The organism is Malaciobacter mytili LMG 24559, from assembly GCF_003346775.1.
GTDB lineage: Bacteria > Campylobacterota > Campylobacteria > Campylobacterales > Arcobacteraceae > Malaciobacter > Malaciobacter mytili.
This window is the reverse complement of sequence record NZ_CP031219.1, coordinates 1,787,223-1,808,675: the sequence shown is the minus strand read 5'-3', so window position 1 is coordinate 1,808,675 and position 21,453 is coordinate 1,787,223. Positions and strand designations below refer to the sequence as shown.

At 24.7% G+C, this 21,453-nt stretch carries 29 protein-coding genes; 21 read left to right on the top strand and 8 right to left on the bottom strand.

Annotation, left to right across the window (positions count from 1 at the left end):
* Positions 1–76 precede the first annotated feature (76 nt).
* The gene (locus AMYT_RS08915) at positions 77–337 is read left to right on the top strand and encodes a hypothetical protein (protein WP_114842200.1); all 261 of its coding nucleotides are present in this window, start codon (positions 77–79) and stop codon (positions 335–337) included.
* Positions 338–342: 5 nt separating this feature from the next.
* Here AMYT_RS08915 and AMYT_RS08910 read toward each other — a convergent pair whose 3' ends face one another.
* Positions 343–735 (bottom strand): hypothetical protein, encoded by a 393-nt coding sequence (locus tag AMYT_RS08910; protein WP_114842199.1) that lies wholly within the window; start codon positions 733–735, stop codon positions 343–345.
* Between the two features lie 108 nt (positions 736–843).
* On the opposite strand from AMYT_RS08910, the gene AMYT_RS08905 reads away from it, so the two are divergent.
* The 5 genes from AMYT_RS08905 (at position 844) to AMYT_RS08885 (ending at position 3,508) form a co-directional block, all read left to right on the top strand.
* The gene (locus tag AMYT_RS08905; RefSeq protein WP_114842198.1) at positions 844–1,131 is read left to right on the top strand and encodes a DUF6172 family protein; all 288 of its coding nucleotides are present in this window, start codon (positions 844–846) and stop codon (positions 1,129–1,131) included.
* Positions 1,132–1,929 carry a PhzF family phenazine biosynthesis protein gene (locus AMYT_RS08900; protein ID WP_114842197.1) on the top strand — a complete coding sequence of 266 codons (798 nt, stop codon included), beginning with the start codon at positions 1,132–1,134 and terminating at the stop codon, positions 1,927–1,929.
* A 1-nt stretch (position 1,930) separates the two neighbouring features.
* Entirely contained in the window at positions 1,931–2,635 is a 705-nt protein-coding gene (locus tag AMYT_RS08895; protein WP_114842196.1) for an alpha/beta fold hydrolase, read from the top strand.
* 113 nt (positions 2,636–2,748) lie between these two features.
* On the top strand, positions 2,749–3,132 hold the full coding sequence (locus tag AMYT_RS08890; RefSeq protein ID WP_114842195.1) for a hypothetical protein: 384 nt from the start codon (positions 2,749–2,751) through the stop codon (positions 3,130–3,132).
* Positions 3,098–3,508, top strand: a complete 411-nt coding sequence (locus tag AMYT_RS08885) for a hypothetical protein (RefSeq protein ID WP_114842194.1) — start codon at positions 3,098–3,100, stop codon at positions 3,506–3,508. Before AMYT_RS08890 ends, AMYT_RS08885 begins: the two co-directional genes overlap by 35 nt.
* Before the next feature lie 18 nt (positions 3,509–3,526).
* Here AMYT_RS08885 and AMYT_RS08880 read toward each other — a convergent pair whose 3' ends face one another.
* Positions 3,527–3,805, bottom strand: coding sequence for a hypothetical protein (locus AMYT_RS08880; RefSeq protein ID WP_228197852.1), 279 nt, complete (start codon positions 3,803–3,805; stop codon positions 3,527–3,529).
* A gap of 309 nt (positions 3,806–4,114) precedes the next feature.
* On the opposite strand from AMYT_RS08880, the gene AMYT_RS08875 reads away from it, so the two are divergent.
* Genes AMYT_RS08875 through AMYT_RS08865 form a run of 3 tightly spaced genes read left to right on the top strand, consistent with a single transcriptional unit; the run spans position 4,115 to position 5,955 of the window.
* On the top strand, positions 4,115–4,966 hold the full coding sequence (locus tag AMYT_RS08875) for a universal stress protein (RefSeq protein ID WP_114842192.1): 852 nt from the start codon (positions 4,115–4,117) through the stop codon (positions 4,964–4,966).
* Between the two features lie 41 nt (positions 4,967–5,007).
* Complete coding sequence (locus AMYT_RS08870) at positions 5,008–5,496, top strand: hypothetical protein (RefSeq protein ID WP_114842191.1); 489 nt, start codon at positions 5,008–5,010, stop codon at positions 5,494–5,496.
* A gap of 9 nt (positions 5,497–5,505) precedes the next feature.
* Positions 5,506–5,955 carry a hypothetical protein gene (locus AMYT_RS08865; RefSeq protein WP_114842190.1) on the top strand — a complete coding sequence of 150 codons (450 nt, stop codon included), beginning with the start codon at positions 5,506–5,508 and terminating at the stop codon, positions 5,953–5,955.
* Between the two features lie 9 nt (positions 5,956–5,964).
* Here the strand turns inward: AMYT_RS08865 and AMYT_RS08860 are convergent, their stop codons facing one another.
* Positions 5,965–6,273 (bottom strand): peptidylprolyl isomerase, encoded by a 309-nt coding sequence (locus tag AMYT_RS08860; RefSeq protein WP_265936034.1) that lies wholly within the window; start codon positions 6,271–6,273, stop codon positions 5,965–5,967.
* A gap of 60 nt (positions 6,274–6,333) precedes the next feature.
* On the opposite strand from AMYT_RS08860, the gene hrpB reads away from it, so the two are divergent.
* Both hrpB and AMYT_RS08850 read left to right on the top strand, forming a co-directional pair.
* Entirely contained in the window at positions 6,334–8,799 is a 2,466-nt protein-coding gene (hrpB, locus tag AMYT_RS08855; protein ID WP_114842188.1) for an ATP-dependent helicase HrpB, read from the top strand.
* A 108-nt stretch (positions 8,800–8,907) separates the two neighbouring features.
* A complete protein-coding gene (locus AMYT_RS08850; protein ID WP_114842187.1) occupies positions 8,908–9,990 on the top strand; it encodes a PQQ-dependent sugar dehydrogenase in 1,083 nt (360 codons plus the stop codon).
* A 14-nt stretch (positions 9,991–10,004) separates the two neighbouring features.
* On the opposite strand, the gene AMYT_RS08845 is transcribed toward AMYT_RS08850, so the two are convergent.
* Together AMYT_RS08845 and sfsA are read right to left on the bottom strand one after the other, a co-directional pair.
* Positions 10,005–10,187, bottom strand: a complete 183-nt coding sequence (locus tag AMYT_RS08845; protein ID WP_114842186.1) for a YgaP family membrane protein — start codon at positions 10,185–10,187, stop codon at positions 10,005–10,007.
* A gap of 74 nt (positions 10,188–10,261) precedes the next feature.
* Positions 10,262–10,948 (bottom strand): DNA/RNA nuclease SfsA, encoded by a 687-nt coding sequence (gene sfsA / locus AMYT_RS08840; RefSeq protein ID WP_114842185.1) that lies wholly within the window; start codon positions 10,946–10,948, stop codon positions 10,262–10,264.
* A 116-nt stretch (positions 10,949–11,064) separates the two neighbouring features.
* On the opposite strand from sfsA, the gene AMYT_RS08835 reads away from it, so the two are divergent.
* The 3 genes from AMYT_RS08835 (at position 11,065) to AMYT_RS08825 (ending at position 12,892) form a co-directional block, all read left to right on the top strand.
* Entirely contained in the window at positions 11,065–11,616 is a 552-nt protein-coding gene (locus tag AMYT_RS08835; protein ID WP_114842184.1) for a TetR/AcrR family transcriptional regulator, read from the top strand.
* 52 nt (positions 11,617–11,668) lie between these two features.
* The gene (locus tag AMYT_RS08830) at positions 11,669–12,178 is read left to right on the top strand and encodes an HPP family protein (RefSeq protein WP_114842183.1); all 510 of its coding nucleotides are present in this window, start codon (positions 11,669–11,671) and stop codon (positions 12,176–12,178) included.
* Positions 12,179–12,313: 135 nt separating this feature from the next.
* Positions 12,314–12,892 carry a superoxide dismutase gene (locus tag AMYT_RS08825; RefSeq protein ID WP_114842182.1) on the top strand — a complete coding sequence of 193 codons (579 nt, stop codon included), beginning with the start codon at positions 12,314–12,316 and terminating at the stop codon, positions 12,890–12,892.
* A 10-nt stretch (positions 12,893–12,902) separates the two neighbouring features.
* On the opposite strand, the gene AMYT_RS08820 is transcribed toward AMYT_RS08825, so the two are convergent.
* Positions 12,903–14,282 (bottom strand): dihydrolipoyl dehydrogenase family protein, encoded by a 1,380-nt coding sequence (locus tag AMYT_RS08820; protein ID WP_114842181.1) that lies wholly within the window; start codon positions 14,280–14,282, stop codon positions 12,903–12,905.
* Positions 14,283–14,395: 113 nt separating this feature from the next.
* Here AMYT_RS08820 and AMYT_RS08815 point away from each other — a divergent pair, with 113 nt between their 5' ends.
* Together AMYT_RS08815 and AMYT_RS08810 are read left to right on the top strand one after the other, a co-directional pair.
* Positions 14,396–14,851, top strand: coding sequence for a hypothetical protein (locus AMYT_RS08815; protein ID WP_114842180.1), 456 nt, complete (start codon positions 14,396–14,398; stop codon positions 14,849–14,851).
* A 10-nt stretch (positions 14,852–14,861) separates the two neighbouring features.
* The gene (locus AMYT_RS08810) at positions 14,862–16,406 is read left to right on the top strand and encodes a SulP family inorganic anion transporter (RefSeq protein WP_114842179.1); all 1,545 of its coding nucleotides are present in this window, start codon (positions 14,862–14,864) and stop codon (positions 16,404–16,406) included.
* Between the two features lie 11 nt (positions 16,407–16,417).
* On the opposite strand, the gene AMYT_RS08805 is transcribed toward AMYT_RS08810, so the two are convergent.
* A complete protein-coding gene (locus AMYT_RS08805; RefSeq protein ID WP_114842178.1) occupies positions 16,418–16,816 on the bottom strand; it encodes a DUF2391 family protein in 399 nt (132 codons plus the stop codon).
* A gap of 4 nt (positions 16,817–16,820) precedes the next feature.
* On the bottom strand, positions 16,821–17,417 hold the full coding sequence (locus AMYT_RS08800) for a hypothetical protein (protein ID WP_114842177.1): 597 nt from the start codon (positions 17,415–17,417) through the stop codon (positions 16,821–16,823).
* A gap of 92 nt (positions 17,418–17,509) precedes the next feature.
* Here AMYT_RS08800 and AMYT_RS08795 point away from each other — a divergent pair, with 92 nt between their 5' ends.
* From AMYT_RS08795 to AMYT_RS08775, 5 genes are all read left to right on the top strand, one after another.
* A complete protein-coding gene (locus AMYT_RS08795; protein WP_114842176.1) occupies positions 17,510–17,998 on the top strand; it encodes a GreA/GreB family elongation factor in 489 nt (162 codons plus the stop codon).
* Positions 17,999–18,904, top strand: a complete 906-nt coding sequence (locus AMYT_RS08790; RefSeq protein WP_114842175.1) for a class I SAM-dependent methyltransferase — start codon at positions 17,999–18,001, stop codon at positions 18,902–18,904. It begins immediately after the preceding gene.
* Between the two features lies 1 nt (position 18,905).
* The gene (locus AMYT_RS15250; RefSeq protein ID WP_114842174.1) at positions 18,906–19,109 is read left to right on the top strand and encodes a cysteine-rich CWC family protein; all 204 of its coding nucleotides are present in this window, start codon (positions 18,906–18,908) and stop codon (positions 19,107–19,109) included.
* Between the two features lie 293 nt (positions 19,110–19,402).
* Positions 19,403–20,605 carry a serine/threonine transporter SstT gene (sstT, locus tag AMYT_RS08780; protein WP_114842173.1) on the top strand — a complete coding sequence of 401 codons (1,203 nt, stop codon included), beginning with the start codon at positions 19,403–19,405 and terminating at the stop codon, positions 20,603–20,605.
* Positions 20,606–20,654: 49 nt separating this feature from the next.
* A complete protein-coding gene (locus tag AMYT_RS08775) occupies positions 20,655–21,371 on the top strand; it encodes a ZIP family metal transporter (RefSeq protein WP_191287662.1) in 717 nt (238 codons plus the stop codon).
* The last annotated feature ends 82 nt before the right edge of the window (positions 21,372–21,453 follow it).

The window sequence follows — 21,453 nt, the reverse complement described above, 5'->3', positions numbered from 1 at the left end:
TTATTTTCTATTTTTTCTTGTGACATAAACTGTGACTTTTTATCGATAAACTTAATAAATTAAAATAAGGATTTATATGATAAAAATTAATAAAGAAAAATTAATTAAAGATATTGAAAAAAGAGGTGCAAATATAATAGTTTCTGAATGGACAGAAAATGCTTATGAATTAAGTAAAGATATTTATATTTTAAATATAAAAAAGATTTTTAATGAATTAGATGAAAGTGAAAAAGATATTAATAGAGTCTTAGTTCACTTAGAGTTGATTTTTGATAGACTAAAAGATGAAAATATAGATAGATTTTTAAGTAGCCAACCACATATAAAGAAGTAAAAATATTATTTTAATCTTTGCCTTATTTTATAGTTTTTATAATAATTTATATTTTCCATCAAAAGTAGGGCAATAACTCCCATAATCCAATATAAAAACCACTGTGAAATCATCCCTATAAAACCCTCTTCATTATAATAATCAATTACTTGAAAAAGAAGAAAAAATAGTATTGCTGATTTTAATGAAAGTTGATTATTTGCATTAAAATTTACAATCTCATAGCCTTTTAGTTTAATTTTAAAATATATTAAAAGAATAGTAAGTGAAAAAAGAACTAAGATAAAAAGATATTGTTCTTTTATTAATTCAAGTGTTTTTATTTGACCAAAAATATATAGATATATTGTAAAAATTGCAATAAAAGTTAAGATGAAAAGATTTTTAGGTTTATTCAAAAAATTCCTTTTTTTTGCAATTTTATCAAAAGTTCAATAAAGCCTGTTTTTAAAAGCAGTAAAATTTGGGTAAACTTTCAAAGATTAAATTATTAGAAAGAGGAAATATTGAAAAAAACATTTAAATTAGAAGATGGGAAAAGACATCCTGATAGAATTATTGAAGCAATAAAACATGAAGTTAGAAAATATATTAAAAGAGAAAAGAAAAAAGCTTTACCCCAAGAAGCAGATTTTTGGAAGTTTGAATGTAAAAGTTCAATAAATAATGAAGAACCAAAAACAATTGCATATTCTGAGATTACTAAAGCCATAGATGAAGCTTCTATACAAAAAGCAGAAACTTTATATCTTGAAATAATAGCTACTGAAGGGTTTAAAAACAAGGAAGAATAAATGAAATTAAAAATTAATATTGTTGATGCTTTTACTAATGAACTTTTTAAAGGAAATCAAGCAGCAGTAATAATTTTAAAAGAGTGGTTAAGTGAAGAAACAATGCAAAATATTGCAATAGAAAACAACTTATCAGAAACTGCTTTTTTAGTAGAAGATGAAAATAGAGTTTTTAATATAAGATGGTTTTCTCCTATAACTGAAATAGACTTTTGTGGTCATGCAACTTTAGCAAGTGCTTTTATTTTATTTAATGAAAATAAACAATTAAATTCTTTAAAGTTTTATGCAAAAGCAATAGGTGAATTTGAAGTAACTTTAGAAAAAGATGATTATATTCAAATGAACTTTCCAAATAGAAAGCCTTCAAAATTAGAGTTAATACCAAAAGAACTTTTAAATGGTTTATCTATTAAACCAAAAGAAGTATATTTAAATAATCAAGCTTATTTTGCCATATATGAAAATGAAAATGAAGTATTAGAAGTAAGTTATTTAAAAGAAGAGTTAGAAAAACTTGTTCCTTATGATGTGGTAGTTACTGCAAAAGCACAAAATAAAGAGTATGATTTTATTTCAAGATATTTTTGGCCTGCAAATGGAGGTGAAGAAGATCCAGTTACAGGTTCTATTCATACAGGACTTGCTCCTTTTTGGCAAGAGAGATTAAATAAAGATACTTTAATTGCTCTTCAAGCTTCAAAAAGAACTGGAGTTCTAATTTGTAAAATTCAAAAGCATAGAGTATTACTTTTAGGTAAAGCTGTACAATATTTAGAAGGATATATTAATATATAAAATGAAAAAAGAAAAGATTTATTTACTACCTGGACTTATGACAGATGAAAGATTATGGGAAAGATTAAAACCTTATTTAGAAGATAGTTATGAATTAATCCATATACCACTTCCTAAAAGCTATGATTTTGAAGAGATAAACCTTATTATTGAAAAATATTTTAAAGAAGAAAAAGTAAATCTTTTAGGATTTTCTTTAGGAAGTTATATTGCTACTTATTATGCAATTAAAAATCCCCATAGAATAAAAAGAGTTTTTAATTTAGCTGGAAGTCCTAGTGCAAGTCATCCTATTGAAATAGTAAGAAGAGAAATAAAACTAAAAGAGATAGAAAAGAAAGGTTTTTTTTCTTTACCTTATGAAAAGGCTATTTCTTTACTTGAAGAAAAAAATCAAAATGATACACAGCTAGTTGATACTATTGTGGATATGTTTACCTCTTTAGGGGAAGAAAACTATGTATATCAACTTAAAAGTACATTTTATAGAAAAGATTTGCATGAAGAACTAAAAGAGTTAGAATTTCCTATTTACTACTATTATAGTACAAAAGATAGGTTATTAAATCATGCTTCAATTAAAAAATTAGAAGAATTAAAACATCCTCATATAAAGCTATTTAATAGAGAAGGATATAGTCATAATATTCCTTTAGAAGAGCCAGAACTTTTAAGCAAATATATAAAAATGTGGTTAGAAAATTAAAAAAGGTCAAATAAAAGTCAAAATTAAATATCTAAATTATATAATCCTTAATTAAATTTTTAGATAATTATTGTATTATTTAATAATTAATAAAATTATTATTAGGAGATTCTATGAAAACAGTTAAGTTATTTGCTGGAGTTGTATTAGCTTTATTTTTATTTACTGGTTGTTCAACTTGGTCAAGTTCAAATGTTCAACTAAATAAAAATATAGAGGTTAAAGAAGCAACAAATCAAGAAAGCATCGTTTTAACACAAGGGGATATCACAGATAAACAATATAATGTTTTAGCTGAGTTAAGTGTAGATGTAAATAAAACTACACTATTTCATAAAGACCCTACACAAGAAGATGCAAATAAGAAATTAAAAGAAGAGGCTGCAAAAATTGGTGCTGATGCGGTAATATTTGTAAGATATGGTACAGTTGGAGTATCTTTATTTAGTTGGGGAAGCTTAAATGCAAAAGGTAGAGCAATTAAATTTATTAAGTAAAGTAGGCTTACTTATAATAATACTTTTATTATCTGGATGTGCAAAAAATGCTCCTTCTTTACCAAAAGATTATAGTTCAGTAGATAGTAAAAATAAATTATCAAAAGATGATTTTACTTCTAAACTTTTACAATTAGATTGTCAAGAGATAAAAGTACAGTTAGAACAATTAGATAAGATTAATGAAACAAATATTTCTAAAATAAAATCTACTAGAGTAAAAGATCAAACAATTGGTTATATCTCTACTGTACTCTTTCCACCTTTATGGTTTGCAATTGATAACCATACTGATGAAAAATCAAAAATAGATGAGGTTTATAAACAAAAAGACAATCTTTTTAAACTTCAAGCTTATAAAAAATGCAAAATATAAAAAAGAGGTTTCTCTTTTTTATATAATATACATAATTTGTGAAATAAAAATAATGATAATAACACAAACGAATGGAAAAATATGACCTTTAAATAAAAAAGGATTTATTTTAAAAATCTTTTGATTAAAACCTCTAATTCCTAGCCATAAGCCTAAAAAAGCCTTTATACTAAGAAGTATTTGAAAGTTTGATAAGCCTTCTTCTTTAATAGGTCCAAAAACTTGTATTATTAGATATATTCCTGTAATAACAGCAACAATAAGTGCCCAAGGTACTACTTTTCTCACATGAAACATAATTGCTTCTCTTGCTTTTATACTCTCTTCTTTACTTAAAGTTTGAGAAATCTTTGATAAAAATAGATTATCAACAAATAAAAAACCACCATAAATAAATACTGCAAAAAAATGAATAAGATGAATAATTGAAAAAGTAATAATAACTCCTTTTTTTGTAAATATATTTAAAAAGAAATTTTATTTCATTGATATTAATCAACAAAAAGCAAAAGTATTAGTTTTATTGATAAAAATTATTTCTTGTTAAAAATCTATTTATACTAAAATGATATAGTTTAATTGTATAATTATTTTTTGGAGGGAAACATGTCTAAAGTAAAAAATATAGTTGTTGCAATTGATACTTCTATAATGGCGAATGAGGTTTTAAAAAGAGCTTTTTGTCTAGCAAAATCAAAAAAAGTGCATTTAAATATTATTCATTGTATTGATATTCCTTGGTTTGATAAATTAAAAGATAAAAAAGAAATTATTAAAAAAACAAAAGAAAAAATAAAAGAAGATGTAAAAAAATTAAATAAACAAAATATTGATTGTACTATTTTTGTAAAAAGTGGTGATCCTGCTAAAGTTATTGTAAAAGAGGCAAAAGATTTAAAAGCTATACTTATAATAATAGGGGCATATTCAAAAGAGAACTTAAAAAGTAAAATATTAGGTTCAAATGCTCATAATATTTCACAAAAAAGTAACTTACCTGTACTTATAGTAAAAAATCTATATGTGGAAGAGTATAAAAGTGTCTTAGCTTTTACAGATTTATCAAAAGTATCTAAAAAAAGTATAGAGTTCTCAAAAGAGTTTTTTGATGATGCAAATTTTAAACTAATTCATGTAAGTAAAAAAATAAGTGATTTTGCATTGACTTATTATAATATAGAAGCTGATAATAATGTATATTTAGAAGAAGCAAAAAAACATAAAGAAGAACAAATAGAAAACTTTAAAACAAAAGTTAAAGTTCCCCATATAGAAGTAGTAGAGGAGGCTGGGTCTTTTAATGAAGTATTATTAGATTTAGCAAATAAAGAAGATAGTGATTTAGTGGTTTTAGGCTCAAGAGGTGTAAAAACTGCAAACTCTTTCTTTTTTGGTTCTAAAACATCTTTTCTTATGAAAAGTTTATCTTCTGATGTATTAGTTTATGTACCACAGTAATGTGGTAGATAAACTAAGCTTTTATTAAATAAAATATCTTTATGAAAAAAAATGAACTAATAAAACAAAAATTTAAAAAAACTAATTTAGTTGAATCAATCGCAAAATATCAAATTTACTATCAGATAGCTTTAGGTATTTTGGTAAAAGATAGTTGTTTTGATAAAGATGAAATGGCTTTAAAACTACAAGAGTTACAATTAGATATTGATATTGAAAATATTTTAAATATTATTGTAAAACTAATAAATACTTTTTATGAAGAAAAAGAGTTTGAAGAGATATTTGAAGATAATATTAAATTAAACGCTTTTCTACACTCTTTAAAAGATTTTATGACAAAAAATAGTGATTTAACAGAAAAGACATTTGAAGTTTATCAACAAAAAATTATGAATGATGAGTTTTTTGATATAAGAATGCAGTTGCATTTTCAAGAAGAATTAGAAGAAAGAAAAGCATATTGGGAAAATCTAATAACTCCTAAAATAGCTATGGATTTAGAAGAATCGGCTTTGAAAATGATATAAAGGAAAAATATGAAAAAATTAATCTACAGTTTGCTATTTTTTGCAGTTATTTTAAATGCGGGAATGAACAATAATAATGAAATTCAAATGCAGCAAATAAAAAATATGAGTGCTGAAGAGTTTTCTAGACTTCTTGCAAGTGAAACTTCAAAGTCTTTACCAATAACTTTAGATGCAGTAACTACAGTTATAAAATCAATTGCTTTTGGTAAGAGTGTGCAATATTATAAAACTTTAAATTTAGAACATCCTAGATTAAAAGAAATTTGGGATACTAAAAAAGAAGAGTTTAAAGTAGCTTTATTTGAACAAGATTCTAAAATGGTTTGTTATACAGAGTTATTAAATTATATGATCGTAAATAAAAATGTGGTTTTAAAATACTTCTATACAGATACAAATCATAGGCCTTTATTTAACTATTCGGTTGAAAAGGAAGATTGTTTAAAATTTAAATAAGAAGAATCTTTAGATTCTTCCTGTTATTTCTATTAGGTGAAATCCAAATTGAGTTTTAATTGGTCCGTGGATTATATTTAACTGTTTTGAGAATACTATTTCATCAAACTCTTTTACCATATCACCTTTTTTAAACATTCCTAATTCTCCACCTCTTTTTCCAGAAGGACATTTAGAAAACTTTTTTGCTGCTTTTTCAAAAGATATTTCTTTATTATTTATCTCTTTTTTTATCTTTCTTGCCAGTTTTTCTGTATTTACTAAAATATGTCTTGCAGTTGCTTGAGCCATATTACTCCTTTTATTAAAATGAAATATTAGCTAAATAAAAAATATAGATAAATTAATCGTGAAGTTTTTTAAAGTATAATTACACCAATGAATAAGTTACCAATATATGAAGTTATACAAGATTTAAAACTAAAATTACAAAATAATAATATTGCTATATTAGAAGCTGCAACAGGTGCAGGGAAAAGTACAGTAGTACCTTTAGAACTTTTAAATGAAAGTTATATAAAAGATAAAAAAATTATTCTTTTAGAACCAAGAAGAGTTGCTGCAAGAGTTGTTGCAAAACAATTAGCAAAAGGGCTAAATGAAGAAGTTGGAGAAACTGTTGGTTATAAAGTAAAACTAGATAGTATGTATTCTAAAAAAACAAAGATTTTAGTTGTAACAGAAGCAGTTTTAATTAGAATGATTCAACAAGACCAAGCTTTAGAGGAAATTGCTTTAATTATCTTTGATGAGTTTCATGAAAGAAATATAAATAGTGATTTGGCATTAGCTTTTTCTTTGCAAGTGCAAGAGTTTTTAAGAGCAGATTTAAAACTACTTATTATGTCAGCTACTTTAAATAGCTTAGAGCTTTCTTCTTTTTTAAATAATGCACCTATAATTACTTCTAAAGGTAGAAGTTTTGAGGTAAAAAATCTCTATTTAGAAGATAATATTAAAGTAGATATTGCAACTTTTAATAGTTTAGTTATAAAAACAATTAAAAAAGCTTTAGTTGAAAATAAAGGTGATATTTTAGTTTTTTTAGCTGGAGTAAAAGAGATTAATGAAATTTTAAATAGTTTATCTTTAAATGATGAGGTTTTAGTTTTACCTTTATATTCAAATCTAAGCAAACAAAAACAAGATTTAGCAATAGAAAAACAAAATAAAAGAAAAGTTATTTTAGCTACAAATGTGGCTCAAACTTCCTTAACTATACAAGGAGTTACCGTAGTAATTGATACTGGATTAGAAAAGCTTTCTTTTTATAATAGTAATACAGGTTTAAATCACTTAGAAGTAGTATTTATTTCAAAACAAGCTGCAATTCAAAGAGCAGGAAGAGCTGGACGATTAGAAAATGCAGTTTGTTATAGACTGTGGCATAATAAAAAAATCTTACAAGAAAGTACAAAGCCTGAGATTTTAAGAGCAGATTTAACTCAAGTTATTTTAGAGTTAGCCACTTGGGGAGTTGATGATTTTTCTGATTTAAGATGGCTTGATACTCCAAGCTTACATTTAATTGAAGATGCTAAAGAACTTTTAGTTGAACTAAATATGATAGATAATAATTTTAAAATTACAGATTTTGGGAAAAAAGCTATTAGTTTAGGAATTCATCCAAGATTTGCTTATATGATATTAAAGGCAAATAAATTAGGTTTTGCTTATGAAGCTTGCCTTTTAGTAGCTTTATTAAGTGCAAATAGCTTAAATAGTGATATTTTAAGTAGTTTTATTACTTTGTATGAAAAAAGCTTGTTAAGTAGTTTTGAAAAAGAGCTTTTAAAAGAAGCACAGTTTTATTTTGAAAAACTAAAAAGAGTTCAAAAAGTAGAAAAACAGAAGTTTACATATGATTTTTTAGGGGTTTTAGCTTTATTTGCTTATCCTGATAGATTAGCAAAACAAAGAGCAAAAGATAATACAAAATATAAATTAAGCAATAATAAAGGTGCTATTTTAAATAAACAAAGTTATTTGTTTAATGAAGAGTATTTGATTGTATTAAAGCTTAGTGCAAAAGAACAAGACTCTTTTATAAATGAAGCTATAAAAATAGAGTATAAGCAAATAGAAACTTACTTTTCTTCTTATATTAAAGAAAATAGAGTTATCTCTTATGATAAGGAAAATAAAAAGATTTTAGCAAGGATAAAAAAAGAGTTTTTAAATTTAGAACTTAGTATAAAACCAACACAAATAAATAAGAATGAAAATCTTCAAGATTTATATTTAGAAGTTTTAAGACAAGAGGGATTAGAGCTTTTAAATTGGGATAAAAAAGCTATTACTTTAAAACAAAGAGCTCAATTTATAAATTTTTATGATAATAGTTTAGGTTTTGATATTTTTGAAGAAGAAAAGCTTTTAAATAGTCTTGAGAGTTGGCTTGGTATTTATATGCAAGAGATGAAAAATATAGAGGATTTTAAAAAGTTTGAACTTTATAATATTTTATTAAATACTCTAACTTGGGAACAACAAAAAAAATTAGATGATTTAGCACCTGCTTTTTTTATAACTTCAAATGGCTTTAAAATACCAATTGATTACTCTATAAAAGAAAAGCCAAAACTTTCAGTAAAAATACAAGAACTTTTTGGAACTTTTGAGTGCATAAAACTACTTAATGGAAAAGTTGATTTGCAAATAGAGCTTTTATCTCCAGCTTTTAGACCTATTCAACTTACTTATGATTTAAATAGTTTTTGGAAAAACTCTTATGAAGAAGTAAAAAAAGAGCTAAAAGGAAAGTATCCCAAACATTATTGGCCAGATAATCCTTACGAAGCAATAGCTACAAAATTTACAAAAAAACAGATGTTTAAAAGTTAGAATATTTATAATTAATCCTAAATGTTTATATAAATTTTATTTTATTACTGTTAAACTATTTTTTATAACTTAATTGTAAAATAAAAAAAGAAAATGTAAAGTAACAAGATGAAAAAATTAGTTTTTATAGGCTGTTTTATTTTTTTTACTATTTTAAATGCTTCAAATGTTGAAAAAGTTCTTAATACAAAATCAATTGTTTGGGGTATGGATTTTTTAGATGATAAAAAATTAATTTTAAGTTTTAAAAGTGGGCAAATTGCACTTTTAGATTTAAATACAAAAAAATTAAAAGTTATAAAACAACTAAATAATTTATATACAAAAGGACAAGGTGGACTTTTGGATATAAAGGTTTCTCCAAATTTTAAAAAAGATAAAACAGTTTTTTTTACTTATGTAAAAAATGAGAAAGATATTGGACTTACAACATTGGCAAAAGCTACTTTTGAAAATGATAGTTTGCAGGAATTAAAAGATATTTTAGTTACAAACTCTTATTCTTCTACTACTAGGCATTTTGGAAGTAGAATAGCTTTTGATAATAAAAATTATCTTTATTTTTCCATTGGAGATAGGGGAATTAGAAATAATTCACAAAATCTAAGAACACATTCTGGAAAAATTTTAAGATTAAATCTTGATGGAACAATTCCTTTATCAAATCCATTTATTAAAAATAAAAATGCACTAGCAGAGATTTATAGTTATGGACATAGAAATCCCCAAGGACTTTTTTATGATAAAAAAAGAGAAGTTCTTTTTTCAAATGAACATGGTCCAAAAGGTGGAGATGAGATAAATATTATAAAAAAAGCAAGTAATTACGGCTGGCCAATTGTATCTTATGGAAAAGAGTATTGGGCACCTATACAAGTAGGAGAGGGGAATTCAAAAGAAGGAGTTGCAGAACCAATAGTAGTTTTTACTCCTTCTATTGCACCTAGTTCTTTACTTGTATATAATGGTAAAAAATTTAAAGAGTTTGAAGGATACCTTTTTTCAAGTGCCTTAATAATGACTCATCTAAATCTTATAAAAATAGATAATGATTTTAAAATTATTGAAGAAAAAAGAGTATTTAAAGAGTTAAAAGAAAGGATTAGAAGCCTAGTTCAAAATAGTAAGGGTGATTTATATTTTTCTACGGATAATGGAAATATTTATAAAGTTTTATCTTTAAAAAACTAAAGAGTAAATACCCTTTAGTTTTTTATTGAACATTTTTTTGTTATTGTACATAAAGGACAAAAATCCAATACTCCCACAATCAATGGAATAATTCCAAGATAAAACCAAGGATTTTCAAAAATAAATCCAATTGCAATAAGCGCTAAACCTAATACAATTCTAAATGGTCTGCAAAATTTTCTAATTTTATCAAACATTATAAATCCTAATTATAAATTTTTCATAATTATAACTTATGTAAAATTAAAACTATTTTATAAGGATAACTTATCTAAAAATTAATACTTTTACTTATATAAATCTCTTTGTGTGAAATATATGATTGATAAACTAATACTTCAACTCCTTGTTTTATTGCTTCTTTAAAAGTATCATAATATTTTGGGTCTATTTCCTTTGCAATTCTAAAGTCTGCTTTATCAGTTCTTTGAATTATATATAACATTACAGCTCTATGCCCATCTTTTACCATCTGTATTAGTTCATTTAGATGTTTAGTTCCCCTTGATGTTACCGCATCAGGAAAAGCTAAATCTTTTTGAATTTTTAAACTTACACTTTTTATTTCAACATAACATTTTTCATTTTCATTTTCTAATAAAATATCAATTCTACTATTTTGTCCATATTTTTGTTCTGGTTTTATACTTTTATAACCTTGTAACTCTTTTATGATATTGTTTTTTATAGCTTCAATTGCAATTTTATTAGCAATATTAGTATTTGTGCAGATTAAATTTTCTTTTATTTGTGTAAGTTCTAAAGTATATTTTAATTTTCTAGTAGCAATATTATGAAAACTTACCCAAACATCACAATTTGGCTCAATACAAGAGGTCATTGCACCACTGTTTGGTACATGCGCAATTATTTCTTGTCCATCTTCAAGTATAATATCTGCTAAAAATCTTTTATATCTTTTTACTAATTTTCCTTTATATAGCTTATCAAAATTCATTAGAAACCTTTATTTTTTTCTTATTGTATAAAAGTTTACTTATCTTTTTATAAAGTTATTTGACAAAAAAATTTAAATAAGATAAAATTTTACCAAACAATCGTTTGGGAAAATATATGGCAATAAAAAAGACTAGTAAAGAAGAGATACTTCTTGAAGCAATAAAACTTTTTAAAACTAAAGGTTATTACAATACTTCAATGGCAGATATAGGAAAAGCCTGTGGTTTAATAAAAGGAAGTATTTATCATCATTTTAAAAATAAAGAAGAGATTGGACTTGAAGCTTTAAAATATATTGATGAGTTTTTTGAAAAAAATATTTTTATAATAAAAGATGAGAATATAACTACAAAAGAGAAGTTAGAAAAGATTGTAACAAAAACAGATGAGTATTTTTTAAAGAGTGAAGGTGGATGTTTACTTGGAAATTTAGCTTCAGAGGTTTCAAGACAAAATAGTGAGTTTAAAACTATAATAACTTTATATTTTAAAAAATGGCAAGATTCAATTTATCAAATTTTAAATGAAAAATTAGATAAAGATAAAGCAAATTTTTTTTCTTATGAATATATTTGTGCTTTACAAGGTGCAATAATTATGATGAATTTAACTGATAATACTTCAAGCTATTTAGAAATTGGAAAAAAATTAAAAGAAAAAGTTTAAAATTTTTTTATATATTTACCAAACAATCGTTTGTTTGAATAAAAGGAAAACTATGAATTATTTAAAAAAAATAAAAGGTTTAAGAGAACCTTTACCTGCAAAAAGTTCTTATTTAGAAGTTTTTTTTGTATTTTTTGGTGGTTTTATTGCAATAGCAATAGTTGGTTATTTAACAAATAGTTATAATAATATTTTTGTTATGGGTTCTTTTGGAGCAACTTGTGTTTTACTTTTTGGTTTTCCCAAAAGTCCTTTTTCTCAACCAAGAAATATCTTATTTGGGCATCTTATTTCTACTTTTGTTGGTTTAGCATTTTTTCATTTGGTTGGGGATTATTGGTGGAGTATGGCCTTAGCTCTTGCTAGTGCTAGTTCTTTAATGTTATTAACAAGAACAGTTCATCCTCCTGCTGGTTCAAATCCTTTAATTGTATTTATAATGCAAGCAAATTGGGATTATTTAATTTTTCCAACAGCTTTGGGCGCAATTATTTTAATACTTGTGGGAGTAACTTATAATAATATTAGTAAAAATAGACATTATCCTTTATATTGGTTTTAAAATGTTACTTAAAGTTATAAATAAGACAAATTTTGTCTTAAATAAAAAATTAGTTTGTATCCATAATATATATTTTAAATAAATCGGAGTATTCTTACTTTACAAAAACAAAATTATTATAAAAAAGGATAAATTATGAAACATGTATTAATGACTTTACCTTATGAATTAGATGCTTTAGCACCTTTAATGTCAAAAGAGACTTTAGAGTTTCACTATGGAAAACATCATCAAACATATGTAAATAAATTAAATGAATTAATTGCAGGTACTAAATTTGAAAATCTATCATTAGTTGAAATCATTAAAGAATCAGAAGGCGGAGTTTTTAACAATGCTGCACAAGTATTTAACCATGATTTTTTCTGGAATAGTTTATCTCCTAAACAAACTGAAATTTCAAGTGAAGTTGAAGCAGCTTTAGTGGAAAACTTTGGTTCAGTAGAGAACTTTAAAACTGAATTTACAAATAAAGCAATTGGACACTTTGGTTCAGGTTGGGCGTGGTTAGTAAAAGATAATGCTGGAAAATTATCAATTGTTTCAACATCAAATGCAGCAACACCAATTACAGAAGAATTAACTCCTCTTTTAACATGTGATGTTTGGGAACATGCATATTATATCGACTGTAGAAATGCAAGACCTGCATATTTAGAAAACTTCTGGAAATTAGTAAATTGGGATTTTGTAGCTGAAAATTTAGCTAAATAATCTTAAAGAGTCACTTCTTGTGACTCTTTTTATACTCTTGTATCTTTGCAACTGCTTCAACTGCTGCTGGCAGTAGTGCTTCACTTAAAGCTGGATGTATATATAACATCTCTTTTAAATGTCTAATATCATTGTTTATATGCATAATTGCTAAAACTTGATGTATCATAGTTGCACTTTCAAAACCTATTAAATGACACCCTAATATTTCATAAGTTTTAGGATTTAAAATAAATTTTGTTCTTGGATATTTTATTTTTAAAGATAGTGCTTTTGCACTTGCAAGCCAATTTGTAGTGGTTGTTATATAATTAATATTAAGTTCTTTTGCTTTTTGCTCAGTTAAACCTACACTTGCAATTTCAGGAAATGAAAATACTGCATGGGGCATATATTTAAATTTTAAAGGCTCTTTTTCATTTTCAAAAAGTATTTTACTTAAATGATTTATTTCATAGGCAGCTGCGTGTTGAAGCATATGCTCTCCACTTGCATCTCCTACTACATATACTCCTTTTACTTTTGTTTGAAAAAACTCATCTCTTTTTATAAAACCTTTTTTATTAAGTTCAATATCTGTATTTTCAAGGCCTAACTTATCAGCATTTGATACTCTTCCTGTGGCATAAAGTAAAGCTTCACTTATATGTTCTTTTATTGTTCCATCATTTTTTTCTAAAGTAATATAAAATTTTTCATTTTGGTATTTTACTTCTTTTATATTTGTCTCAAATTCAACATCAATATTTTTACAATATTCTTCTTTAAAAATTGAAGAAATTTCTTCATCTTCATTTGAAAGTAAAGTATTGCTTCTTACTAGTTGTTTTGTTTTTATTCCAATCGCATCAAAAAAGTTTGTAAGTTCACAAGCGATAAACCCAGCTCCCACGATTGTAATAGAATTTGGGATTTTATCTTTTAAAGGGAAAATATTATCACTACTCCAAGCTTTTTCATATGGTACTTTTGCAGGTCTAGTTCCTGTGGCTATTATTATAGTTGGTGCTGTTAATTTTTCATTATTTACTTCAACTATTTTATTTGCAATAAATTTTCCTTCACCTCTAAAAATAATTACATTTTCATTAAATTTTTTTTGATAATTTTCATCTATTGAGTCTATATATTTATTTGTTTCTTTAAAAATTTTTTCTATATCTATATGTTCAATTTTTGATTTAATAAAATGTGTTTTAGACTCTTTAATCTCTCTTATTTTATTTGCATACCCAATTAGAAGTTTTGAGGGAACACAACCTCTATTTGGGCAAGTTCCTCCTAAAGAAGATTTTTCAATAAGTGCAACTTTAAGTCCAAGTTTTCCAGCTTTTGCTGCAAGGTTGCTTGCTCTTCCTGCTCCAATAATAATTAAATCAAACTCTTTCATCTTTTATCCTTTTATAAATAATTTTACAAATATTTTGTTTAGTTTTTGTTGCTTTTACAATTATTTCACTTCTTTTAGTAAAAATCATTCTATCAAATAAAAAAGGATTTTAAATGAAAAAATACTTTTTAGTTTTTATTTTTATTTTCACTTTTGGTTTTAGTGAAAGTTCTACTTCTTTTACTTATAAACAAATACAAAGTTTTAATAATCCTTTTTATATAGTTGATGGTTATATAAAACTAAATAAAATAGCAGGTTTTGCCAATGGTAAATATATTTTTAATAGTAGTAATATTAAAAAAATTGATAAAAATTTATATAAAGTAACTATTGAGTTTAAAAAAAAGAAAAAATATCTAAAGTTTAAACATAAAGAAATTTTTTTTATTCTTTATGATAAAAATAGATTTTGGATTAAATATAAAAATAGAATATATAAGCATCACTTATTTATAAAAAAAGCTATAAACCACAATAATAAACATATTTATAAGGAAAAAAGGAGTAGACTAAAACTAAAAATTGATAAGCTCTACTTATTAATTGCTTTTAAAAACATTATATAAAGGAATAGTCTTGTCTTCTTTTAAAGGTGATTTCTTTGGTGGTATTACAGCAGCAGTTATAGCTTTGCCTTTAGCTTTAGCTTTTGGGGTTGCAAGTGGTGCAGGGGCAGTTGCTGGACTTTATGGTGCGATAATTTTAGGTTTTTTTGCTTCTTTATTTGGAGGTACACCTTCTCAAATTTCTGGACCAACAGGACCTATGACGATAGTTTTTGCAAGTGCTGTTGCTCTTTTTTCAAATGATATAAATGCAGTAATGAGTGTAGTTTTACTTGCAGGTATTTTTCAAATTTTATTTGGAGTATTAAAAGTTGGAAAATATGTAAAATATATTCCTTATCCTGTAATTTCTGGTTTTATGAGTGGAATTGGTATTATTATTATCATTTTACAATTAAATCCTTTTATAGGCTTGGAGTCTCAAAATTCAGTAATAAATACTTTATATTTGTTCCCCTCTTCTTTAAGTAATTTAAATTTTGAAGCTTTAATTTTATCTACATTAACTTTAACAATAATGTTTATTACTCCAAAAAGTATAGCAAGAGTTTTTCCTCCTGCTTTATTAGCTTTGGTTTTAATGACTATTTTAAGTGTTGTTCTAAACTTTAATGTTAGTACAATTGGAGAAATACCTAGCTCTTTACCTTCTTTTAGTATTCCTTCTTTTGAATTTGAAAAAAGTAGGGATATTTTAGTTTTAGCTATTACTTTAGCTTTACTTGGAACAATTGATACTTTACTTACTTCTTTGGTTGCTGATTCTATTACTAAAACAAAACATAATTCAAATAAAGAATTAATTGGGCAAGGACTTGGTAATAGTTTAGTTGCTTTAGTTGGTGGAGTTCCTGGGGCTGGAGCAACTATGAGAACAGTAATAAATGTTAAAAGTGGTGGACAAACAAAATTTTCAGGAATGATACACTCTTTAACTCTTTTAATCATTGCACTTTTTTTAGCACCAATTGCTTCTCAAATTCCTTTAGCTGTACTTGCTGGGATTTTAATGAAAGTTGGAATAGATATTTTAGATTATAAATTTTTAAGAGTTATAAAAAATGCACCTAAAAATGATCTTATTGTAATGATTATTGTTTTTTTACTTACAGTTTTTGTAGATTTAATTATGGCTGTTGGAGTGGGGATAACTCTTGCTTCTATTTTAATTGTTTATAGAATTTCAAAAGAAGCAAAACTAACTATTACACAAGCAAAGAAAGAAAATAGTGATTTAATATTTGAAAATATTAGAGTTTTAGATATAGATGGGGCTTTTTTCTTTGGTTCGGCTTCTTTTTATGAAGAAGAAATAAATAAATTACTTGATACAAAAAAGATGATAATAAACTGTACACATGTACCTTTTATGGATATTTCGGCTATTTTTACTTTAGAAGAATTAATTTTAAAATTAAAAGATTTGGAAATTGAGATTTCATTAGTTTTAAAACAAAGGCATCTTGATAAAATTAAAATGGTTGATAAAACAAAGGTTTTTGAAAATATAACTATTTATAAAAATTTAAATGATGCTCTTGAGGATATGAAGTAGAGAAAAAATCTCTACTCTTTATCCAAACTATCCACAATTATTGCTCCAATTGAAGCTGGCATTGAAATAATTATTACTCTTTTAATAGCAAGATAGGCATCTGTTAAAAGTGGAAGTTTATCCAATGCAAGTAAAGTTAAACCCACTACAATAATAGTTATAAAATAAGCTATAAAAATTCTAAAAATAAAAATAGGAATTCTTTTTTTTATATTTGTTTGGAAAATACTTTGATAAGAATAAAATCCTAAAAAAAACAAAGTTAATAATATCAATAAAAATAGATTTAAATTTGGTAGAGTTTTTGCAATCTCCCAAGCCTCTTGTGAAAAAGAGATAGGAACACATAAAGCAAAAGAGCCTATTATAATTTGGGAAATATCTTCTAAATTAAATCTTAGTTTATTCATTGTTTTACTTTTTTAAATCATTAAAATCTTCTCTAATAATATCTACTTCTTCTTGATAAGCTTTTGCATCACCATAATCAAAAAAGTTTTTATATCTAGAGTGTGTATCTTTCATTTTTTCTGCATGTTTAATAGGACACCAATATTGTTCTGTTCTTCCTGCAACTTCTCTTACATATCCTATTAGACCATTAAAATATTCACAGTATAAACAGTTTATTTGTTGTATTTTATTTAAATAAAATAAATTATATCTATCTATTATAATATAATCTTTTCTTTTTACTTTTGGGATTTTATATATTGGAAAACAAATTGCTTGATATAAACTAACAAAAATATCTAATAAAAAAGCAGGAATAAGAACTGACCAAATAATTGGTATTGTTAAAATAATACTTATTCTTTCTTTCCAAAGATATTTAAATGAATTAATAACTTTGCTTTTATATTCTTTTATATATTCAGTATCAAATTGAAATTTATTAAAAGCTTTTTGAAAATGAAAATTTTCTTTATTTTTTTCATACTCTTTTTTTAAATCTTCTTCAAGTTCTTTTATTTTTTCATATATTTCATTTATTTTACTATTATTAGACATTTAAAACCTTTTTTTGTAAATATCTTAGCTTTTTACAACTTAACCATAAGTTATTAAAACCATTTTTTATGCATATTTGATACAATTGCAAAATGAAAAAAGATTTAATAACGATATATGGATATAAAAATTTTTTAGATGAATTTAATCATCTTTTAAAAGTTGAAAAACCTTTTTGGGTTAAAGAAAAAGAAATTGCTGCACAATTTGGTGATAGAAGTGAAAATGCTGAATATATAAGTGCAAAAGAACAAATAAGAAATATAGATAAACGATTAAGATTTTTAGATAAAATTATTCAAAATAGTGAGGTTGTTAATATTGATGAAATTCCCCATGATAGGGTAAATTTTGGTTCAAAAGTAACTTTAGTTGATTTAAATACACAAGTGCAAAAAGAGTTTATAATTGTTGGAACATATGAAACAAATCCAAATAAAAATCAAATTTCAAATAAATCTCCTTTAGGAAGGGAACTAATGGGAAAAAAAGTTTTTCAAGAGGTTGAATTTTCTATAAATGAAGAGATTTTTGAATATGAAATTATAAAAATAGAAAAATATAATTTTAAAGAAGAGTAAATGGAAAAACTAAAAGAAATTATAGAAAAAAATCTTGAAAATAAAACAAATGAATTTAAAAGAGTTTTCCATGGAAGAGGTAACTTTTATGAAAAATTTAATTTTTTAACTGTAGATTCAATTGATAAAATTTTATTTATTGTGTTTTTTGAAGAAATACAAAAGAATTTAGAAGAGCAATTACTTATTTTATTAGATGAAATTTATGAAAAATATGGTTTTGAAGTTTTAATTCTTCAAAGAAGATATTTAAATAATGGTGAAAATGAGGTTTTAAAAGGAAAGTTAAAACAAGAAAATTATTTAGTTGAAAATGGTTTAAAATATTCTATAAATTTCTATAATAAAAATATAGGTTTTTTTGCTGATATGAAAAATGGAAGAGAATATATTTTAAATAATTCAAAAGATAAAAAAGTTTTAAATCTATTTTCTTATACTTGTGCTTTTAGTGTTTGTGCTATAAAAGGTGGAGCAAAAGAGGTTATAAATGTAGATATGGCAAAAAATGCTTTAACAATAGGAAGAATAAACCATCACCTAAATGATTTAGATACCAAAAAAGTTAAGTTTTTGCCTTATAATATATTAAAATCATGGAGTAGAATAAAAAAATATGCTCCTTATGATATTATTGTAATAGATCCCCCTTCTTTTCAAAAGGGAAGTTTTGCAGCTTCAAAAGATTATGAAAAAATTATAAAAAGATTAGAAGAATTAACAACTAAAGATTCTATAATTTTAAGTGCTTTAAATGCCCCTGAATTAGATACAAATTTTATTAAAAATATTTTTACTGAATTTGCAAAAGAGTTTGAATTTATACAAAGAATACCAAATTTAGAAAATTATCCTTCAAATAATGAAGAAAAAAGTTTAAAAAATATGATATTTAAAAGAAGATAAATTGTTTTGTCCTTTTTGTAAAAAACACAATAACTGTAATAGTTTAAATATAAATAGCTGCTGGTGCAAGAATAAAAATATTCCTAAAGAATTAATCTCTTTGAGCTCTTTTTTTAAAGAAAAAAGCTGTATTTGTGAAAGTTGTGTAGATTTATTTTTAAAAGATAAAGAATTATTTAAAAAGAAATTTATTCCTTCTTTATAGCCTCATAACAGCTTATGAGGCTATATTTGTATTTGAAGTTAAAATATATTCTTTAAATAAAGTTATACTTGCATAAATACAAAACATTGTACTAATTGCAACTAATGATAAACTAGCTTTTAACATTTTTTCCTCCTTTTTATATTGTTGATATATTGAAATCTTACAATTTAATTATTACATTTTGGTTTCATTATAAAATTTTAGCTTAAATATAAAAATTAGTAAATAGTTTCAAAAATTTTTAATTTAAGATAAAAATTTGTTATACTCTCTTTTTTAATAGGATGTTCATGAATAAAAATAGTTTAGTTAGTAGATATTTCAATGGAAATTTGGTACTACAAATTTCAGTGGGAATTGTATTAGGTGTTATTGTTGGAGCTTTTTTTAAAGAGGTTGCTTCTAGTGTTTCAATTTTAGGAAAATTATTTGTTGATGCATTAAAAGCAATTGCTCCTATTTTGGTTTTTATTTTAGTTTCAACTGCAATTGCAACTAAAGAAATGGGTGTTCAAACAAATATAAAACCAATTATATTTTTATATTTAGTTGGTACTTTTTTAGCTGCTTTTGTTTCTATCATTGTTAGTTACTTATTTCCTACAACTTTAGTTTTACTAAAAGCAAATGAACCTTTAAATCCCCCAGATAGTGTGGTAAGTGTACTTCAAGGAGTTCTTTTTAATATTGTAGATAATCCTGTACATGCTTTATTAACTGGAAATTTTATGGGAATTTTGGCTTGGGCAATTGGACTTGGTATTGCCATGCACTATAGTAGTGCTGAAACTAAAAAAGTATTTTTTGATGTTTCAACAGGTGTTACAAAAATCGTACAGTTTATAATAAGACTTGCACCTTTTGGGATTTTTGGTTTGGTTGCCGATACTTTTGCAAAAACAGGTATGGCTTCACTTTTAAGTTATGGAAGAATTTTGGTTTTATTAGTTGGAACAATGCTTTTTATGCTTTTTGTAATAAATCCTTTAATTGTATTTATTAAAACTAAGAAAAACCCTTTCCCTTTATTATTTATTTGTATAAAAGAAAGTGCAATTACTGCTTTTTTTACAAGAAGTAGTGCTGCAAATATACCTGTAAATATGAATTTATGTAAAAAGTTAAATTTAGATGAAAATACTTATTCTGTATCTATTCCTTTAGGTGCAACAACAAATATGGCAGGAGCAGCAGTTACAATTACTATTTTAACTTTAGCAACAGTTCATACTTTAGGTATAAATGTAGATATTTTTACTGCATTGCTATTAAGTGTTATTGCTTCATTAGCTGCGTGTGGGGCTTCTGGTGTTGCTGGTGGTTCACTTCTTTTAATACCTTTAGCTTGCTCATTATTTGGAATTACTAATGATATTGCACTTCAAGTTGTGGCAATTGGGTTTGTTATTGGAGTAGTTCAAGATTCAATGGAGACAGCACTAAACTCTTCAACAGATGTTTTATTTACTGCTTGTTGTGCTTCAAAGTCTTAACTTATTTTAATATGCTATAATCTTAAAATAATTTTTAAGGTTATAGTATATGAGTATTATTTCTTCAATTATTTTTTATTCTCTTCTTTCTGGTATTACTGTTTTTTTAGGTGGACTTTTTTCTTTATTTTTTGAAAAAAACTTTAAAAAAGGTTTTTTAAAAGATGAAATAGTTCATTTTTTTATAGCTTTTGGTACGGGAATTATGTTAAGTGCAATCTCTTTTGTTTTAGTTCCTCAAGGTTTAGAAAAAACATCAGTTTTATTGGCTATTACTCTTTTTTTATTTGGGGGAATAATTTTTTATTTAATTGATGGTTATATACAAAGTAAAGCTGGAAATATAGCACAAATAATGGCTATGCTTTTAGACTTTATTCCAGAATCCATAGCCTTAGGAGCTCTTTTTGCATATGATTATAAAATAGGAATTATATTGGCATTATTTATAGGATTGCAAAACTTTCCTGAAGCTTTTAACTCTTATTTAGAACTTAGAAAATCAAGATTTTCTATAAAAAAAACTTTATTGATACTTTTTTTATTAAGTTTTGTAGGTGTGATTTTTTCACTTTTAGGATACTACTTATTATCTTCAAATCAAAATATAACTTCTGCTTTAATGCTTTTTGCAAGTGGTGGAATTTTATATCTTATTTTTCAAGATATAGCTCCAAGTTTAAGATATAAAAACAATAGACTTATTGCAATTGGAGTAAATATTGGATTTATTGTGGGAATTTTTTCCAAAACTTTTTCTATATAATAAATTATAATTAAAAGTTATATAAAATAGGGATTTTATTCTTCTTATGATAAAATCCGCATTTATTTTACACACACAAATC

Coding starts and splice junctions, on each gene's coding strand:
- AMYT_RS08915 (WP_114842200.1), top strand. CDS start 77: ATGATAAAAATTAATAAAGAAAAATTAATTAAAGATATTGAAAAAAGA.
- AMYT_RS08900 (WP_114842197.1), top strand. CDS start 1,132: ATGAAATTAAAAATTAATATTGTTGATGCTTTTACTAATGAACTTTTT.
- AMYT_RS08895 (WP_114842196.1), top strand. CDS start 1,931: ATGAAAAAAGAAAAGATTTATTTACTACCTGGACTTATGACAGATGAA.
- AMYT_RS08890 (WP_114842195.1), top strand. CDS start 2,749: ATGAAAACAGTTAAGTTATTTGCTGGAGTTGTATTAGCTTTATTTTTA.
- AMYT_RS08885 (WP_114842194.1), top strand. CDS start 3,098: ATGCAAAAGGTAGAGCAATTAAATTTATTAAGTAAAGTAGGCTTACTT.
- AMYT_RS08880 (WP_228197852.1), bottom strand. CDS start 3,805: ATGTTTCATGTGAGAAAAGTAGTACCTTGGGCACTTATTGTTGCTGTT.
- AMYT_RS08875 (WP_114842192.1), top strand. CDS start 4,115: ATGTCTAAAGTAAAAAATATAGTTGTTGCAATTGATACTTCTATAATG.
- AMYT_RS08870 (WP_114842191.1), top strand. CDS start 5,008: ATGAAAAAAAATGAACTAATAAAACAAAAATTTAAAAAAACTAATTTA.
- AMYT_RS08865 (WP_114842190.1), top strand. CDS start 5,506: ATGAAAAAATTAATCTACAGTTTGCTATTTTTTGCAGTTATTTTAAAT.
- hrpB (WP_114842188.1), top strand. CDS start 6,334: ATGAATAAGTTACCAATATATGAAGTTATACAAGATTTAAAACTAAAA.
- AMYT_RS08850 (WP_114842187.1), top strand. CDS start 8,908: ATGAAAAAATTAGTTTTTATAGGCTGTTTTATTTTTTTTACTATTTTA.
- AMYT_RS08845 (WP_114842186.1), bottom strand. CDS start 10,187: ATGTTTGATAAAATTAGAAAATTTTGCAGACCATTTAGAATTGTATTA.
- sfsA (WP_114842185.1), bottom strand. CDS start 10,948: ATGAATTTTGATAAGCTATATAAAGGAAAATTAGTAAAAAGATATAAA.
- AMYT_RS08835 (WP_114842184.1), top strand. CDS start 11,065: ATGGCAATAAAAAAGACTAGTAAAGAAGAGATACTTCTTGAAGCAATA.
- AMYT_RS08830 (WP_114842183.1), top strand. CDS start 11,669: ATGAATTATTTAAAAAAAATAAAAGGTTTAAGAGAACCTTTACCTGCA.
- AMYT_RS08825 (WP_114842182.1), top strand. CDS start 12,314: ATGAAACATGTATTAATGACTTTACCTTATGAATTAGATGCTTTAGCA.
- AMYT_RS08820 (WP_114842181.1), bottom strand. CDS start 14,282: ATGAAAGAGTTTGATTTAATTATTATTGGAGCAGGAAGAGCAAGCAAC.
- AMYT_RS08815 (WP_114842180.1), top strand. CDS start 14,396: ATGAAAAAATACTTTTTAGTTTTTATTTTTATTTTCACTTTTGGTTTT.
- AMYT_RS08805 (WP_114842178.1), bottom strand. CDS start 16,816: ATGAATAAACTAAGATTTAATTTAGAAGATATTTCCCAAATTATAATA.
- AMYT_RS08800 (WP_114842177.1), bottom strand. CDS start 17,417: ATGTCTAATAATAGTAAAATAAATGAAATATATGAAAAAATAAAAGAA.
- AMYT_RS08795 (WP_114842176.1), top strand. CDS start 17,510: ATGAAAAAAGATTTAATAACGATATATGGATATAAAAATTTTTTAGAT.
- AMYT_RS08790 (WP_114842175.1), top strand. CDS start 17,999: ATGGAAAAACTAAAAGAAATTATAGAAAAAAATCTTGAAAATAAAACA.
- sstT (WP_114842173.1), top strand. CDS start 19,403: ATGAATAAAAATAGTTTAGTTAGTAGATATTTCAATGGAAATTTGGTA.
- AMYT_RS08775 (WP_191287662.1), top strand. CDS start 20,655: ATGAGTATTATTTCTTCAATTATTTTTTATTCTCTTCTTTCTGGTATT.